10 protein-coding genes are annotated in these 14,954 nt (G+C 74.1%); all 10 read right to left on the minus strand.

Annotated elements, in window-relative coordinates; all coding sequences use genetic code 11:
* From AC07B0_RS38640 to AC07B0_RS38685, 10 genes are read right to left on the minus strand one after another with little or no spacing between them, the layout of a single operon-like run.
* Positions 1–291, minus strand: a complete 291-nt coding sequence (locus AC07B0_RS38640; protein WP_356879187.1) for an acyl carrier protein — start codon at positions 289–291, stop codon at positions 1–3.
* Positions 284–1,888: an AMP-binding protein gene (locus tag AC07B0_RS38645; protein WP_478900361.1), complete on the minus strand. Its 1,605-nt coding sequence runs from the start codon at positions 1,886–1,888 to the stop codon at positions 284–286. The genes AC07B0_RS38640 and AC07B0_RS38645 overlap by 8 nt, the downstream gene beginning before the upstream one ends.
* Positions 1,885–5,211: a non-ribosomal peptide synthetase gene (locus AC07B0_RS38650; protein ID WP_478900363.1), complete on the minus strand. Its 3,327-nt coding sequence runs from the start codon at positions 5,209–5,211 to the stop codon at positions 1,885–1,887. The genes AC07B0_RS38645 and AC07B0_RS38650 overlap by 4 nt, the downstream gene beginning before the upstream one ends.
* Positions 5,208–7,472: a class I tRNA ligase family protein gene (locus AC07B0_RS38655; RefSeq protein WP_478900365.1), complete on the minus strand. Its 2,265-nt coding sequence runs from the start codon at positions 7,470–7,472 to the stop codon at positions 5,208–5,210. Before AC07B0_RS38655 ends, AC07B0_RS38650 begins: the two co-directional genes overlap by 4 nt.
* A complete protein-coding gene (locus tag AC07B0_RS38660; protein ID WP_478900366.1) occupies positions 7,469–8,650 on the minus strand; it encodes an NAD(P)/FAD-dependent oxidoreductase in 1,182 nt (393 codons plus the stop codon). Before AC07B0_RS38660 ends, AC07B0_RS38655 begins: the two co-directional genes overlap by 4 nt.
* Positions 8,650–9,978 (minus strand): lysine N(6)-hydroxylase/L-ornithine N(5)-oxygenase family protein, encoded by a 1,329-nt coding sequence (locus AC07B0_RS38665; RefSeq protein ID WP_356879197.1) that lies wholly within the window; start codon positions 9,976–9,978, stop codon positions 8,650–8,652. The genes AC07B0_RS38660 and AC07B0_RS38665 overlap by 1 nt, the downstream gene beginning before the upstream one ends.
* 48 nt (positions 9,979–10,026) lie before the next feature.
* A complete protein-coding gene (locus tag AC07B0_RS38670) occupies positions 10,027–11,286 on the minus strand; it encodes an MFS transporter (RefSeq protein ID WP_478900367.1) in 1,260 nt (419 codons plus the stop codon).
* Entirely contained in the window at positions 11,276–12,628 is a 1,353-nt protein-coding gene (locus AC07B0_RS38675; RefSeq protein ID WP_478900368.1) for an ATP-grasp domain-containing protein, read from the minus strand. Before AC07B0_RS38675 ends, AC07B0_RS38670 begins: the two co-directional genes overlap by 11 nt.
* Positions 12,625–13,830 carry a saccharopine dehydrogenase C-terminal domain-containing protein gene (locus AC07B0_RS38680; protein WP_467299705.1) on the minus strand — a complete coding sequence of 402 codons (1,206 nt, stop codon included), beginning with the start codon at positions 13,828–13,830 and terminating at the stop codon, positions 12,625–12,627. The genes AC07B0_RS38675 and AC07B0_RS38680 overlap by 4 nt, the downstream gene beginning before the upstream one ends.
* Positions 13,820–14,902, minus strand: coding sequence for a saccharopine dehydrogenase (locus AC07B0_RS38685; RefSeq protein WP_467299704.1), 1,083 nt, complete (start codon positions 14,900–14,902; stop codon positions 13,820–13,822). The genes AC07B0_RS38680 and AC07B0_RS38685 overlap by 11 nt, the downstream gene beginning before the upstream one ends.
* Positions 14,903–14,954: the final 52 nt, after the last annotated feature.

Consider the following 14,954-nt stretch of genomic DNA (forward strand, 5'->3'; position numbering starts at 1 on the left):
TCAGGCTCCGGTGGTGGCGTGGTGGCGGGTGAGGGCGTCGGTGACGTCGCGCAGGGTGCGCATGACGGCGAGGTCGTGCTCGGTGAAGTGTGCGAGGTCCACGCCGGTCTCCTCGCACACCTCGGTGAGGAAGAGGACCTTGTTGAGGGAGGTCAGGCCGTAGGCGGCGACCATGTCGGCGTCGGGGTCGAGGTCCTGCGGCTCGACCTCGGGGATCAGGACGAGGGAGAGCTGGGCGCGGGCGGCCCCTTCGACGGACTCGGCGGGTGCGGCGGGCTGGGTGTCAGGCATGGATTCCGGCCTCCTGGGTGTGCAGCGGTGAGTGGTAGGCGGCCGCGATGTCGGGCCGTTTGGGCTTGTACTGGGAGGTCAGCAGGCCGTTGTCGATGCTGAACGGCCGGTCGGCGACGAGGACCCGGCTGATCCGCTCGTCGGGGGCGGCGGCCGCGTTGACGGCGGCGAGGCGGGCGGCGATCGCGGCGCGGTCGGCGGGCAGCGCGGCCGGGGACACCACGGCGACGAGGTCGGTCTGGGTGGGGCTGAACAGCACGCATTCGGCGATGGCCGGGTCGGCGCGCATCATCTCCTCGATCGGCCGGACGATGACCTTCTTGCCGTTGTCGAGGACGATGACGTCGTCGGCGCGGCCCCGGACGAACAGGTAGCCGTCCTCGTCGAGGTGGCCGAGGTCGCCGGTGCGGACGGTTCCGTCGGGGGCGAAGACCTTCTCGGAGTCGCCGGGACGGGCGTACGCGTACCGGTTGTTGACGGGATGGGTACTGCGGACGCTGATGACCCCGTCCTCGCCGATGAGGACCTCCTTGCCGCGCACCGCCCGGCCGACGCTGCCCGCGCGGTGGGCGCCGGGGTGGTTCTTGGTGACGATGCAGGTCTCGTTGAGCCCGTAGCCCTCGAAGAGGGGCAGGCCGGCGTCGGTGAAGAAGCGGAGCACGGCGGGCGAGGCGGGGGCGGAGCCCGTCCACAGGTAGCGGATCCGGTCGCCGAACAGGGCCCGGGCCGCGTGGCGGACGTCCTGGCCGCCGGAGCGGCGCAGGCGGCCCTCGATCTGCCGGCGGGCGCTCTCGTAGAAGGCGGGGACGCCCATGACCACGGTGGGGCGCACGCGCCGCAGGGTGGCGAAGGCGGCCTCGTAGGTGGTGAGGGTGACGTCGTGGCCGTGCAGCAGCGCGGAGTACACCCAGTAGCGCTGCTGGAGGAGGGAGAGCGGGAGGAAGACGAACAGGTCGTCGCCCGGCCCGTGTTCGAAGATCTCCTGGACGGCGGTGAGGGAGCTGTCGATGCTGCCGGCGGTGGCACCGAGGCCCTTGGGGACGCCGGTGCTGCCGGAGGTGAACTTGATGGTGGTGACGTCCCCGGAGCCCCAGGTGACCGGGGGCAGGGGCCGGTCGGGGGCGTCGCCGGGGCCGGTCGGGCCGAGGACCGTGTCCGTGCCGAGGACCGCGGGCGGGGTGCCGGGCGTGTCCGTGGGCTGGTCGGTGAACAGCAGGCGCAGGCCGTAGCGGTCCATCAGTTCGGCGGACGGGGTGAACTTGCCCGGCTCCAGGCCGGCCGTCTGCGCCCCGAGGCGCAGGGCGGCCAGGTCGAGGAGCACCCATTCGAGGCTGTTGGCGGCGAGGATCCCGATGCGGTCGCCGGGGCCGATGCCGTGGACGTCGCGCAGGTGGTGGGCGAGGCGGCCGGAGCGCTCGTACAGCTCCCGCAGGGGCATCGTGCGGGTGCCGTCGAGGCGGGCCACGGAGATCCGGCCGCCGCCGGCCGGCGGCTCCGAGACGATCCGGCGGATCGTCGCGGGCACCCCGGCGGGGCGGTCGGGGCCGCCGTCGGGCGCGGGCGGTACGGAGGTTCGGGAGGGCGTCGGGGTGGTCATCGGGGGACCTCCGGGCGGAGCACGGCGGCCATGGCGCGGACGGTGTCGACCTCGGCGAACCGGTCGAGGGTGAGGGTGACGCCGAACCGCTTGCGGGCCGCGGTCAGGATGCGGGCCGCCGCGATGGAGTCGCCGCCGAGGGAGGCGAGGGTGTCCAGGGCGCCGACGTCGGGCCGCCGCAGGACGGTCGACCAGATGTCGCAGAGGATCTTCTCGGCCTGGGTGGCGGGGGCGCTGCCGCCGGTCGCCGCGGTGGCGGGGGCGGCCGGGTCCTGGGCGGCGAGCGCGGCCAGCTTCGTACGGTCCACCTTGGCGTTCTTGGTCAGCGGGAGGGAGTCGTGCCAGACCACGGCCGCGGGGAGCATGTAGTCCGGCAGGTCGGCGCGCAGGGCCCGGCGCAGTTCGGTCAGGTGCGGGCGGTGGGAGCCGGCCGGGACGAGGTGGGCGACGAGGCGGTTGCCGTGGGCGGCGACGACGGCCCTGGCGACCTCGGCCAGGGCGGCGAGCCGGGTCTCGACCTCGCCCGCCTCGATGCGATAGCCGTTGATCTTGATCTGGAAGTCGCTGCGGCCGAGGATCTGGATGTTCCCGTCGGGCAGGTACCGGCCGAGGTCGCCGGTGCGGTACAGCCGTTCGCCGCGTCCGGGGTCGGTGAAGAACCGTTCGGCGGTGCGCTGTTCGTCGCCCCAGTAGCCGCGGGCCAGGCCGGTGCCGGCGGCGACGATCTCGCCGGTGACCCAGTCGGGGGCGTCGAGGCCGTCGCGGTCGAGGACGTAGGCGCGGTTGTTGGCGTTGGGTTTGCCGTACGGGATGGACTCGCTGCCGTCCTCGTCCTCGCCGACGGGGTGCAGGATGTTCCAGATGGTCGTCTCGGTGGGGCCGCCGAGGGAGACGACCTCCAGGCCGGGCGTCATCTTCCGCAGGGCGGCGGGCAGGGCGGGCGGCAGCCGGTCCCCGCTCATCATGACGAGGCGCAGGGCGGGCGGCGCCGCGCCGTCGGTGCGGGCCTGGTCGTGGAGGAGTCCGGCGATGGCGGGGACGGAGTTCCACACGGTGACCCCGTGCAGGCGGCACAGGTCGAGCCAGTGGGCGGTGTCGACGGCCTTGTCGTGGTCGGGCATGACGAGGGCGGCGCCCGCCGACAGGGCGCCGAACACGTCCCAGACGGAGAGGTCGAAGTTGAAGGCGCTGATGGCGAAGAAGCGGTCGTCGGGGCCGATGCGGAAGCGGGTGTGGCAGTCGGCGACGACGTTGGCGACGTTGCGGTGGGTGACCATGACGCCCTTGGGGGCGCCGGTGGTGCCGGAGGTGTAGAGGACGTACGCGAGGTCGTCGGGGTGCGATCCGGGCAGCCGGTCGGGGACCTCGGCGCGGCCCTCGGCGGGGCCGGTGAGGTCGAGGACGGCGAGGCCCGCGCCGGAGGCGGCGGCGTCGGTGCCGGTGCCGGTGCCGGACGGTGCGGTGTTGGTGAGGACGCACCGCACCCGGCCGTCGGCGAGCATGTAGTCCCGGCGGGCGGCGGGCAGGCCGGCGTCGACGGGCAGGTACGCGGCTCCGGCGAGGACGGTCGCGAGGATGCCGATGATCTGCTCGGGTCCGCGCCGCATGACGAGGCCGACGAGTTCGCCCCGGCCCACCCCCTGGGCGCGCAGCCAGGTCGCCGCGGTGGCGGCCCGGTGCAGGAGTTCGCCGTAGCTGACGGTCCGGTCGGCGGTCAGGACCGCGGGCGCGTCCGGGGTGCGGGCCGCCCGGGCGACGACGGCGTCGCCGAGCATCTCGTCGGGGAGGGCGACGGCGGTGTCGTTGGCGGCGGCGCGGCGGGCACGCTGGGCGGGCGGCAGCAGGTCGAAGGCGTGGCGCTGCCAGGCGTCGGCGTCGACGAGGGTCCCGAGGAGGGTTTCGTAGCCGTGCGCGAGGTCGTCGAGGAGGCCCTCGCAGAACAGTTCGTCGAGTCCGTCGAGCTGGACGACGAGCGCGCCGTGCTGCTCCATCGCGAAGGCGTTGAGCCACACCTGGGGGGTCTGGCTGACGGAGAAGACCTCCTTGCCGAAGAGTTCCAGGGCGGAGCCGTCGACCTCGCTGCTGACGTGGCCGATGGCACTGTTGAAGGTGAACGGCATGCGGGCGCCGGCCATCCCGCCGCGGCGGCGGGCCAGTTCCTTGAGGACCTCGATGCCGGAGTGGTGGCGGTGGTCTATGTCGGTGTGGAGCCGCTGCTGGAGGGCGCGGGCGCGGTCGGCGAAGGGCATCGTCCGGTCGGTGGCGGCCTCGACGAGGAGGGTGTCGGAGAACTGTCCGATGGCCTCGAAGATCCGGGGGTGGACGGGCGGCCGGTTGGCGACGGTGGTGGTGAGCGTGAACCGCTCCCCCGCGCCCCAGGTGGCGAGGGTTTCGGCGTACGCGGCGAGCAGCAGGGCGGAGGGGGTCAGCCCGGCCTCGGCGGCCCGCTCCTTGAGCGCGGTCCAGGCCGTGCGGTCCAGCCGGACCCGGCGCTGGGTGAACCGCGAGGAGGACAGGGCGGCGGGGCTGGTGCGCAGCGGCAGGTCGGGGTGGGGGGCGAGGTCCTCGGCGCGGGCCGTCCAGTAGGCGCGGGAGCGGCGGGCGGGGGCCCGGTCGCGGGCGGCTTCGAGGGCGGCCAGGTAGTCCTCGTAGGGGAGTTCCTCGGGGACGTCGGCGGCGGGACTCTGGTAGGCGTGCCACCAGGCGCGGAAGAACAGGAACATGCTGATGCCGTCCATCACGAGGCCGTCGTGGCCGACGTGGAGCACCATCTTGTCGTCGGCGAGGACGGTCACGTCGGCGGTGAGCAGCGGCGCCTGGTCGGCCGGCAGTACCTGGTGGGAGCGCATCTCGCGGAGTTCGGTGCGGATGAGTTCCTGCTGGCGGGGGCTGTGGGCGCGCAGGTCGAGCACGCCGATGCGGGGTGCTCGGGCGGCCGGTTCGGTGACCTGGCGTTCGGGTGAGAGGAAGCGGGAGCGCAGGGCGCTGTGGGCGCCGACGACGGTGTCGAGGGCGCTCTGCAGCCGGTCGACGTCCCAGTGGCCCTCGATCTCGTGGAAGACGTGGCTGGCGACGTCCCCGATCTCGAAGATGCCGCTGCGGCCGGCGTAGTAGCTGCGCTGGAGGGGGGTGAGGGGGAAGCCTGGGCCGTGCTCGGCTTCCTGGGCGAGGTGGGCGACGAGGGCGGGCTTGGCGGCCTTGACGCGGGCGATGAACTCGGGGTCCATCCGTTCGCGGTTGCCCTGGAGGCGCAGGTCTCCGTCGGTGAGGGTGACGGACAGGCCGCGCCGGGCCATTTCGCGCAGCAGCTGGAGGTGGTTCATCGGGGCTCTCCCGAGGTCAGGGCGGCGACGGCGGCGGGTTCCGCGCGCTCGGCGATGACGGCGGCGAGTTCGGCGAGGGTGCCGCCGTGCAGGAGTTCGTCCATGGACAGGTCGACGTCGAGGGCGTCGAGGATCTGGTACTGGACGGTGACGGCCTGGAGGGAGCCGGCGGCGAGCTGGGTCAGGGTGCGGTCGGCGATCCGCTCGTCGTCGCCGAGGCGCAGGACGGTGCGGGCGACCTGGGTGAGCCAGGGGGTCAGGGCCGGTTCGGGGTCGGGTGCCGGCCGGAAGAAGACGGCGTCGGCGAGGGAGACGGCGCTGCCGGGGGCGAGGAGTTCGACGGTACGGGGCCACGTGCCCGGGGCGTCCTGGCCGAGGGCGGCGGCGAGCCGGGCGGCGAAGCGGGGCATGACGGGGGCGGCGGCGTGCGCGAGGAGGCGGGCGGCGGCCAGTTCGAGGGCGGTGGCGGTGCGGTTCTCGGCCTCCCAGCCGGGGGTGTCGGCGAGGAGGCCTTCGGCGCGGGCGAAGCGGACGGTGTCGCGGACGATGCCGTCGAGTTCGGCGGCGGCCTGGTTCAGGGAGAACGCGTCGTTCTCCAGGGCCGCGGTGACGGCGGCGAGGCGGGTGCCGAGCCGGGAGAGGAAGGCGGAGTGCTCGGGGGTCCAGTTGCCGGCGTCGGGGGCGCGGCCCGCGTGGTGTTTGGCGACGCGGGCGCCGAGGTCGGTCAGCCAGTGCTGCCAGGTGCCGATGAGGGTGTCGTTGAGGGTGGTCTCGTAGGCGGCGCGCGTGAAGTCGGTGCGCAGGCCTTCGGGGCGGGTGGCGGCGAGGAAGTAGCGGACGGCGTCGACGGTGTCGGGGCCGAGGACGTCCTTGCCCCAGATGGCGTGCCGCCGGCTGGTGGAGAACTTGGCGCCTTCGAGCAGGTAGAACTCGTTGACGTGGTAGTCGATGTCGGGGTTCCAGCCGGGGAAGGCCAGCTGGTAGAGGACCGGGTAGAGCACGGAGTGGTAGAAGCTGTTGTCGTAGCCGAAGAAGTGGACGATCTTCCAGTCGTGTTGGGGGGCGGCGGCCCGCCAGGGCTTGCCGAGGCGGGCGCCCAGGGACTGGATGCCGTGCAGGAACCCGTAGCTCATCTCGGGCCAGACCCAGATGACCTGGTCCGCGGTGGCGCTCTCGCGGGGCTGCACGCCCCAGGCGGAGGGGTGGGTGAGGGGGATGTCCAGGCGGGGGCGGCGGAAGAGGCGGTCGGCGAGTTCGCGGAGCCGGGCGGGGACCCGGCCGGTGCGGTGGTGGGCGCGGACCTCGGTGGCGAAGGTGTGCAGGGGCAGGCTCCAGCGGGTGGCCGGGGCGGTCGCGGGGGCGGCGGTGGAGACGGTGGAGCGCGGGTCGGTGAGGTCGGTGACGGTGTTGGGCTCGCCGCACTCCTCGCAGATGTTGCCGTTGGTGAGGCCGGCGCAGCCGGGGCAGCCGCCCTTGACGTCGGCCTCGTAGAGGTACTGGCCGGTCGTGGCGTCGTAGAGGGCGTCCCGTTCGGTGACGGTGACCTCCCCTGAGGCGACGACGCGGCTGAAGAAGTCCTTGAGGCCGTCGGGGTAGGCGGGGTCCTGGTCGGTGACCGTGTACTGGTCGAGGGGGATGTCCATCAGCCGCAGGGTTTCGGCGATCTCGGCGCTGTAGTGCGCGGCGGTCTCGGCGGGGGTGCGGCCGTCCTGGCGGGCGGCTCCGAGGACGTAGCTCTGGTAGTCGTCGCTGCCGGTGAGGTGGTAGGCCTCGGCGCCGTTCATGCGCTGGTAGCGGGTGAAGGCGTCGGCGCCGAGGTAGGGGCCGCCGAGGTGGCCGAGGTGGAGGTCTCCGTTGGGGGTGGGCGGGGTGGAGAAGACGAAGACGGGCCGGTCGCCGAAGCCCTTGCGGACGGGGTTGGCGGCGGAGGTCATGGCCCGCTCGGCGTCGCGCCAGTACTGGGTGAAGAAGACGAGGTCGCCGGAGTCCGGGCCGCCGGTGTTCTCCAGGACGTGGGTCTCGAACGGTTCGAAGAGGACGACGGTGCCGGGGGCGGCCGGGTGGCGTGCGCCGTCGATGACGAACTCGCCCCGCCCGGCGGTGACGACGAACAGTTCGGTCTCGTCGTGGTGGTGGCTGTCGGTGGCCCTGCCGGGTGCGATCCGGCCCCAGGCGGCGGGCGTGCCGAGGCCCTCCACGCCGCTCATGTCGATGCCGAACGCCTGCTCCAGGACGTCGGCGTCATAACTGGCGATGATCATGTCGTGGCCTTTCGCGGGGACGGGAGGGACGGGATCAGATCGGCGGCGCGGGAGGCGAGTGCCGGGGCGAGGCGGTAGCCGGAGCCGCCGGCGGCGCCCGCGAAGACGAGCCGGCCGTAGGGGTCGAGCGGGGTGACGACCGGGGCGCCGTCCGGCCCGTACGCGTCGCAGAAGACGCGGCCCGACCGGCAGTGGGCGGCCAGGGCCGGGGCGTAGCGGGTGAGCAGGGCGCGGGCCTCGCGGAGGTGGCCGGCGGTGAGGGCCGGGGCGACGGTGTCGGGCTCCGCGTCCCACTCCTGGCAGGTGTAGCTGAACAGCCAGTGGCCCCGGTGGTGCAGGGGCAGCAGGAAGGCGTCCTCGGTGTGCAGGACCACGGCCCGGTCCCCGGGGGCCGGGGGCAGCTCGACGTGCAGGGCGACGATCTTCTTGACGCGGGCGCCGAGGGGGGCGACGAGCTCCCGCCAGGCGGGCGCGGCGAGCCAGGGACCCGGGGCGAGGACCACGTGGCCGGCGTCGAGGGTGGCGCCGCCGCTGAGGGTCAGCCGGGTACCGCCCGGGCCGGCGGCGAGCCCGGTGACCTCGACGCCCTCCCGGAAGGCCACGGCCGGGCGCAGGCCGGCGGCGAGGCGCTGGGTCAGGTCGTGGACGTCGGCGTACTGGCAGCCGTCGCCCTCCCAGGCGCCGAAGCCGGCCGGCAGGGCGGGGACGCGGGGCGGCAGTTCGGCGGTCCAGCGGAGCTTGGCCTCGGGGAGGTAGACCTCGCGCAGCCGGTCCTCGGCCTGCTCCGGTGCGAGCACCGTCATCCCGAGCGGGTGGATGGGCAGGTCGGGGCGGGCCGTGCGGAGGTCCTCGTAGAAGCGCTGGCTCTCGGCGGCCAGCGTGCGGACGGTCTCGTTGGCGCCGCGCGGGAAGTGGAGTCCGGCGGAGCGGCGGGTGGCGCCGGAGCCGGTCATGTCGCGGTCGAGGACGGTGACCGTGGCGCCGGGGTCCCGGGCGAGGATCTCGCGGGCGGTGAGGACGCCGAGTATCCCGGCGCCGATGACGGCCACGTCGGTACGGGCGCGGGCGGGCCCGCCGGCGCCCGCGGCGGTGGCCGCGGGCCCGGTGGGTATGGCGGGATCCGCGGGATCGGCGGAGGTGCCGGGTCCGGCGGGCGCGGCGGTGCGGTCGGCGGGCATCAGGCGCTCCACCGTTCGTCCTGGGGGGCCTTGGAGGACCACTCGATGAAGGAGGCCAGCTGCTCGTCGCCGCGTACGCCGCACAGCCGGTCGGCGATGCGCCGGCTGCGCCAGGCGTTGAGGCTGAGGTTGGGGTCGGCCAGTCCCCGCTGGCCGCGGACGCCGTTCTGGACGAAGATCCGGCGGTCGGCGGGCCCGTCCCAGCGGACGGCGTAGTCCTCGTCGACGCGCAGTTCGTCGCCCTCGCGCTCCAGCCGCGCGGCGACGGGGGCGAGGAAGTCCATGGCGGCGGGCCGGTAGCCGGTGGCCCACACGACGATGTCCGCTTCGAATTTCTCGACGGAGTCGGGTTCGCCGGTGTGCCGGGCGCGGACCTCCCAGCCGCCGAACGGGCCGGCGCTGACGCCGAACACCTCGCGGCCCGGGTGCAGGGCGACCAGGTCCTCGTTGCCCTCGACGAAGCGGTGGACGTAGATGGTCTGGTAGATCTCGCGCAGGGTGGACTCGGAGATGCCGTCGCTGGTCAGGACGTTGCGGGAGTTCAGCGACTGGCGGCGCTCGCGGGGCAGTCCGTAGAAGTAGTCGGCGTGGCTGGGCATGTAGTAGTCGTTGGTGAAGGGCGAGTCGTCGATCGGGAAGTAGTTCTGCCGACGGGAGATCCACGAGACGCGGCGGGGCAGTTCCCAGCCGGAGCGGGAGATCAGGTCGAGGAAGGCCTCGGCGCCGGACTGCCCCCCGCCGATGACGACGACCCGCTTGCCGCCGACGTCCCGGGCGGCGCCCAGGTAGTCGGCGACGTGGAACTGGCTGGGGCCGAGGAGGTCCTCGCCCTCCGGCGGGACCCAGGGCCGGCTGCCGACGCCGACGACGACGTTGTCGGCGGTGACCGTGCGGCGGTCGGTGGCGACCGTGAACACCCGGCGGGCGTCGTCGAAGCCGACCTCGCGCACGCCCTCGCCGAAGACGACGTTCTCGTTGCGGCGGCTGGCCCAGGCCAGGTAGTTGCGGAACTCCAGCCTCGGCACGTCGTCGAACTGGGCGTTGAGGAAGTGGTAGACCCGGCCCTTGGCGTGCAGGTACGCCAGGAACGAGAAGGGGCTGGCGGGGTCGGCGAGGCTGACCAGGTCCTTGAACTGGGAGACCTGGAGGGTGGTGCCCGGGATCTGCTGGCCGTCGTGCCAGCCGAAGGACTCCTTGCGGTCGAGGAAGAGATTGGGTACGTCCGGCCTGTTGTGCAGCAGCGACGCCAGGCTCAGGTTTGCCGGGCCCACCCCGACTCCCAGGCAGCGGAAGTGCGTGGTGCCGGGCCGGTTGCTCTCGTGCCCCATGGTCGGAACCTCTCGTTCGGATCGGTGATCGGCAGGAGGGAGGGGGTGCTAGGAAGCGGCGGCCGGGCGCGGCCGTACGGCGATGAGGCCGCACAGCGTGGCGAGGAGGGAGCAGGCACCGACCAGCGGCCAGACCAGCGAGCCGAACTGGAGGAAGAGCCAGGTGCCGGCCATCGGCCCGAGGGCGGAGCCCAGGCCGAAGACGAACTGGAAGCTTCCGATGTAGCGGGAGCGCAGGGCCTCGGGGCCGGCGCTCGCCGGGTAGGCGAACACGGCGGGGCCGCCGAGGATCTCGCCGAGGGACCACACGAGCGTGCCGATGACGATGGCCGCCGGTCCGATCGGCAGTCCGTAGCAGGCGACTCCGGCGCCGACGAGCGCGAAGCCCAGGCCGATGGTGATCTTCAGGGGCCAGCGCTGCGACAGCTTGGTGACCAGCAGCTCGAAGGCGATGACGATGACGCCGTTGAGCGCGACCGCGAAGGTGTACCAGAAGAGCGCCAGCTGGGCGTCCTTCATGTAGAGCGGGAGGGTGGACAGGTACTGCATGTAGACGGCGGAGTGGAAGAAGGCCGCCGCGAGGTAGAGCAGGTAGCGGCGGTCGCGCAGGACGGCGCCGTAGCCGCCGGTCCGAGCGGGGGCGGCGTCCGGCGCGGCGGGGGCGGGCTTCTTCCGGGCGGGCAGGGTGGCCCGGGCGATCAGCGCGTAGACCAGGGCGAGCGCGGCCTCGCCCCAGAACAGCAGGGTGTAGGTCTGCCCGCCCGCGTGGTAGAGCGCGTAGCCGAGCAGGGGCGCGGCGGTCGCTCCGACGTTGAGGCCGAAGCGGTACATCGCGAAGATCATGATCTGCCGGTCGCCGTCGGTCTCCTCGGCGAGGAGAGTGGCCGACGCCGGGCGGAACAGCTGGGCGCCCAGGCTGACGAGGGCGATCGCGGCGAGCAGCAGCGTGAAGTCGGGCAGGTACAGCAGGGCGGCGGTGAGCACGGCGGTGCTGCTCATGGACAGGACGGTCGCGCCGCGGATGCCGAGCCGGTCGGCGAGGGTGCCGCCGACGAGCGAGCCGGCGACGGCGCCGGCCCCGTACACGCCGAGGGCGATGACGGTGCGGCCCTTGGAGTGGCCCTCGGCGGTGAGGAAGAGGACGAGGAAGACGTGCAGGAAGCCGCTGAGCCGGTTGACGAGGACCCCGGCCAGTACGGTCTTCACCGCGCGCGGGGCCTGGGTGAAGGTGGCCCACACGCCGGGGGCGGCCGGGGTGGGCGTCGTGGTCTCCGCCGCCGCTTCGGCGGGCCGGACGTCAGTGCTCATCGGGGTCCCCCGGTTCGACGGTGACGATGACGGCGGCCCGTACGGCCCGTTCCAGCGCGTCGAGTCCCTCCGGGGTGGGGGCGTCGATCAGGAAGGTCACCGCCCGGTCGTCGGAGCAGGCGAGCGGCTGGAGCCGGGCGCCGGCCTCCTTCAGGACGAGCAGGGCGCGCAGGGCGGCGCGGTCCCCGGGTTCGCCGGGTGCGCACTCGGGCCAGGTGCCGGCCTCGCCGACCCACTGCGGGCTGACGCCGGGCCAGTCGAGGGTGACGTCGGCGAGGCAGCCCGCCTCGTGCTCCAGGTAGACCTGGCGGGTGAAGCGGCGCGGCGGGGGGTAGGCGGCGCTCTCGCCGAGCGCGATCCGGATGATCTCCGGTTCCAGGGGCCGTCCGGTGGCGAGGTGGTAGAGGGCGACGAGGCCGTCCCCGGGGGTGCGGGCGGCGACCTCCATCAGGCGGGGGGCGCCGTCCTCGCCGATGCGCCACTCGGCGTGGGCGATCCCGTCGCGGAAGCCGAGGACCTCCAGCATCCGGCGGTTGGCGGCCAGCAGGACCGCGTCCTCCTCGGTGCGGGCGTTGGGGACGGAGTGGGCCAGCTCGACGAAGGTCCGGTCGCCGGACTCGGTGGTCTCCTTGCGGGTCACCGAGGTGAAGACGGGCTCGCCGTGCTGGACGAGGGACTCGACCGAGTACTCCTGGCCGGTCACCTTCTCCTCGATCATCACGGTCTCGTGGTCCGGGTACTGCGGCAGCAGCGCGCGCAGCTCCTCGGCGTCCCCGACGGCGACGACGCCCGAACTGGAGTGGCGGGTGGCGGGCTTGGCGACGACCGGGTAGCGCAGGGAGGCCAGGTCGGCGTCGTCTCGGCCGCCGGGCGGCAGGACGAGGGTGGCGGGGCTGAACTCCTCCAGGTACCAGCGCTGGAGGTACTTGCTGCGGCACACGCGGGTGGCGCGCAGGCCGGGTCCGGGCAGGCCGAGGGCGTCGCACAGCAGCCCGGTCTGTTCGACGAGGGTCTCGCCGACGGCGTACGCGCCGCGGACGGCGTAGCGGCCGCGCCAGGCGCGGGCCTCGGCGACGAAGCCGGGGGTGAAGGAGCCGTCGAGGTCGAGGGAGCCGTCGACGTAGGCGATGTCCTCGATGAGGGACGCCGGGTGGTCGGGGTCCTTGCGGGCGCGGCGGACGGCCTCGCGCTGGGTGTCGGGGGTGATGAGCAGGATCTTCAGGCCGCGGGCGGCGAGTTCCTCCAGGTAGCGGGGGTTGCGGCAGACGACCCGGAAGGCGCCGGTGAGGATGAAGGCTTCGGGGAGGGCGGGTGCCCCGGGGAGGCGGGTGGGCTGCGTCATGCCGGTGCTCCTGAGGAGGTGGAGGTGGTTTCTTCGCGGGTGCCGCGCAGGCCGTGGGCGCCGAGGAAGGAGAGCCAGCGGCCGCTCTCGCCGGGTGCGGCGGCGCGGCTGAGTCCGGCGGGGAGGGCGCCGGCCAGGATCCGGGTCACGCCGTAGGCGACGGGGAGGGACACGCAGCGGGCCATCGCGGACTCCGCCGCCCCGCCGGTCAGGTCGAGCAGGTGGGAGCCGCGCCAGGAGGGGCCGGACGGGGTGCGCAGTTCCAGGGCGACGGACAGCACGACGCGGTCGCGGTCGGCGGGGGTGGTGGGGTACCGGGCGGCGAGCGAGCCGGCGAGGGCGCGGACGGCTTCGGGGTCACCGGCGGCGACGGTGTCGAAGACCTCCTTCCAGGCGGTGTGCCAGCCCGCGTTGCGCAGGGTGCCGCGGACGAAGGTGTCGAGCCGCCAGTGGTCCGGTATGCCGTACTGGGCGACGAAGGGGAGGCTGTCGCGGTTCGGGTAGACCTCGAAGTCCTCGCCCGCCAGGGTCAGGGAGCGGGTGGCCTCCCAGGGGCGGGGGACGGTGGTCGCGGCGCCGGACTCGATGTGCCGGGCCGGGGAGCCGAGGGCGGCGAGGACCCCGTACGGGGCCCAGCTGAAGCGGTAGCGGAAGGGGTTGGGGGCCGCCGGGAGGCCTCCGCAGTAGGAGGTGAACGCGGCGGTCGCGGGCAGGTCACCGAGGGCTTCGCGGCCCCGGGCGACCAGGTCGTGGGCCAGCAGGTGGTCGATGCCGGGGTCGAGGCCGGCCTCGGTGAGGACCACGGTACGGGTGCGGCCGGCGGCCTCCTCGGCCAGCGCGGCGAGTTCCGGGGAGACGTAGCTGGTGCAGGCGAAGTGGGCGGCGCGGTCGGTGGCGAGGCGCAGCAGCGGGGCGTGTTCGGCGGCCGGGAGCATGGAGACGAGGACGTCGCCCGGGCCCACCCCGGCCGCCAGGGCGGCCGGGGTGAACGCGCGGACCTCGGCGCGGCCCGCCAGGCCGAGTGCGGCGAGGCGGGCGGCGGCGCGCTCGGCGGTGCGGTCCCACAGGACCACGCGGCGGGCGCGTTCGCAGACGAGGGAGAGGCCGGAGCGGCCGGTGGACAGGCCGGTGCCGATCCAGTGGACGGTGCCGGACGCCGCGGCCTGGGGTATCGCGGCGGGTGCGGACTGGTCAGCGGACAAGGGGATCCTCCTGGGCTTCGACGGCCGTCCGGTAGGTGTGCAGGGCGCGTTCCCACACGCCGTCCGCGGGGGCGGCCAGGCGCAGGAGCTGCGGGGCGAGTTCGGCGGAGAAGGCGGTGCTGGCCTCGACCGGGAGGAGGGAGGGGAGGTTGTCGATGGCGATCAGGTCGAGGGGGTTGGGGCCGGTGCGCAGGGTGCGGACGGGTTCGGTCCAGGTGGTGGTCTCGTCGTAGACCGGCAGGACGTTGCAGTCGGAGGTGACGTCGCAGGTGACGTCGGAGACCAGGGAGAGCCGGCGGGCGGGGTCGTCGAGGTCGGCCTTGGTCAGGAACGGCGGTACGGGCGTGGTGGTCAGGACGGTGTTGACCATCAGGTCGTGGGCGAGCAGGGCGCCGCGGTCGATCTCGCGGGTCTCGGCCAGGTCCCATCGGGTGGGTTCCAGGCCGGCCCGGGTCAGGGCGTCGCAGGCGCCCCGGCCGCTGCGGCCGAGCGCGCCGATCACGAGGGCGGTGGCGCTGCCGGTCGCGGTGGCGGTGCCCGCTCCGGCGGCGAGGAGGGCGTCCAGGGCGGCGCGGTCCGTGGGGCGCAGCGGGGTGGTGAGGGTGCCGCGGTGGTGCAGGACGGCGAGGGCGGCGCCGACGTAGCCGGCCCAGTAGCCGAACGCGGCGACGCGGCGGCCGGCTTCGTCGGTGAGGTACTCCATGTCGAGGAGGGCGCCGCCGCCCGCGGTGAAGCGGGAGAGCAGTTCGCGCGCTCCGGACTGGCCCTTGTAGGCGTGGCCGAAGTAGATGTGCCGGTGGCGCAGGGCCGGGGTGCCGGGGCCGGCGGGGAGTTCCTTGAGTCCGAGGACGTACGCGTCGTCGGGGGCTTCGGCGTCCCAGGAGGCGGTGGGGGCGGTGGCGCAGCCGGCGGCGGTGTAGGCGGCGAGCGGGAAGGCCCGCTGGTCCGACTCCTCGACGGTGATCCGGATGCCCTCGGCCACCAGGCGGCCGGCGTCTTCGGGGGTGAGGGGGGCGCGGCGTTCGGTGAGGCGGGCCTCGTGCCGCATCCAGAGGTGAATGGTGTCCGACATGTTGCGGTTTGTCCTGTCTGAAGGCATGGGGGTGGGAGACCCCCGGCCTGAT

Source organism: Streptomyces sp. NPDC044704, from assembly GCF_056433525.1.

What these genes read in the sequence shown, in the direction of transcription:
- AC07B0_RS38640 (WP_356879187.1), bottom strand. Translation starts at nt 291, where the DNA reads ATGCCTGACACCCAGCCCGCCGCACCCGCCGAGTCCGTCGAAGGGGCC.
- AC07B0_RS38645 (WP_478900361.1), bottom strand. Translation starts at nt 1,888, where the DNA reads ATGACCACCCCGACGCCCTCCCGAACCTCCGTACCGCCCGCGCCCGAC.
- AC07B0_RS38650 (WP_478900363.1), bottom strand. Translation starts at nt 5,211, where the DNA reads ATGAACCACCTCCAGCTGCTGCGCGAAATGGCCCGGCGCGGCCTGTCC.
- AC07B0_RS38655 (WP_478900365.1), bottom strand. Translation starts at nt 7,472, where the DNA reads ATGATCATCGCCAGTTATGACGCCGACGTCCTGGAGCAGGCGTTCGGC.
- AC07B0_RS38660 (WP_478900366.1), bottom strand. Translation starts at nt 8,650, where the DNA reads ATGCCCGCCGACCGCACCGCCGCGCCCGCCGGACCCGGCACCTCCGCC.
- AC07B0_RS38665 (WP_356879197.1), bottom strand. Translation starts at nt 9,978, where the DNA reads ATGGGGCACGAGAGCAACCGGCCCGGCACCACGCACTTCCGCTGCCTG.
- AC07B0_RS38670 (WP_478900367.1), bottom strand. Translation starts at nt 11,286, where the DNA reads ATGAGCACTGACGTCCGGCCCGCCGAAGCGGCGGCGGAGACCACGACG.
- AC07B0_RS38675 (WP_478900368.1), bottom strand. Translation starts at nt 12,628, where the DNA reads ATGACGCAGCCCACCCGCCTCCCCGGGGCACCCGCCCTCCCCGAAGCC.
- AC07B0_RS38685 (WP_467299704.1), bottom strand. Translation starts at nt 14,902, where the DNA reads ATGTCGGACACCATTCACCTCTGGATGCGGCACGAGGCCCGCCTCACC.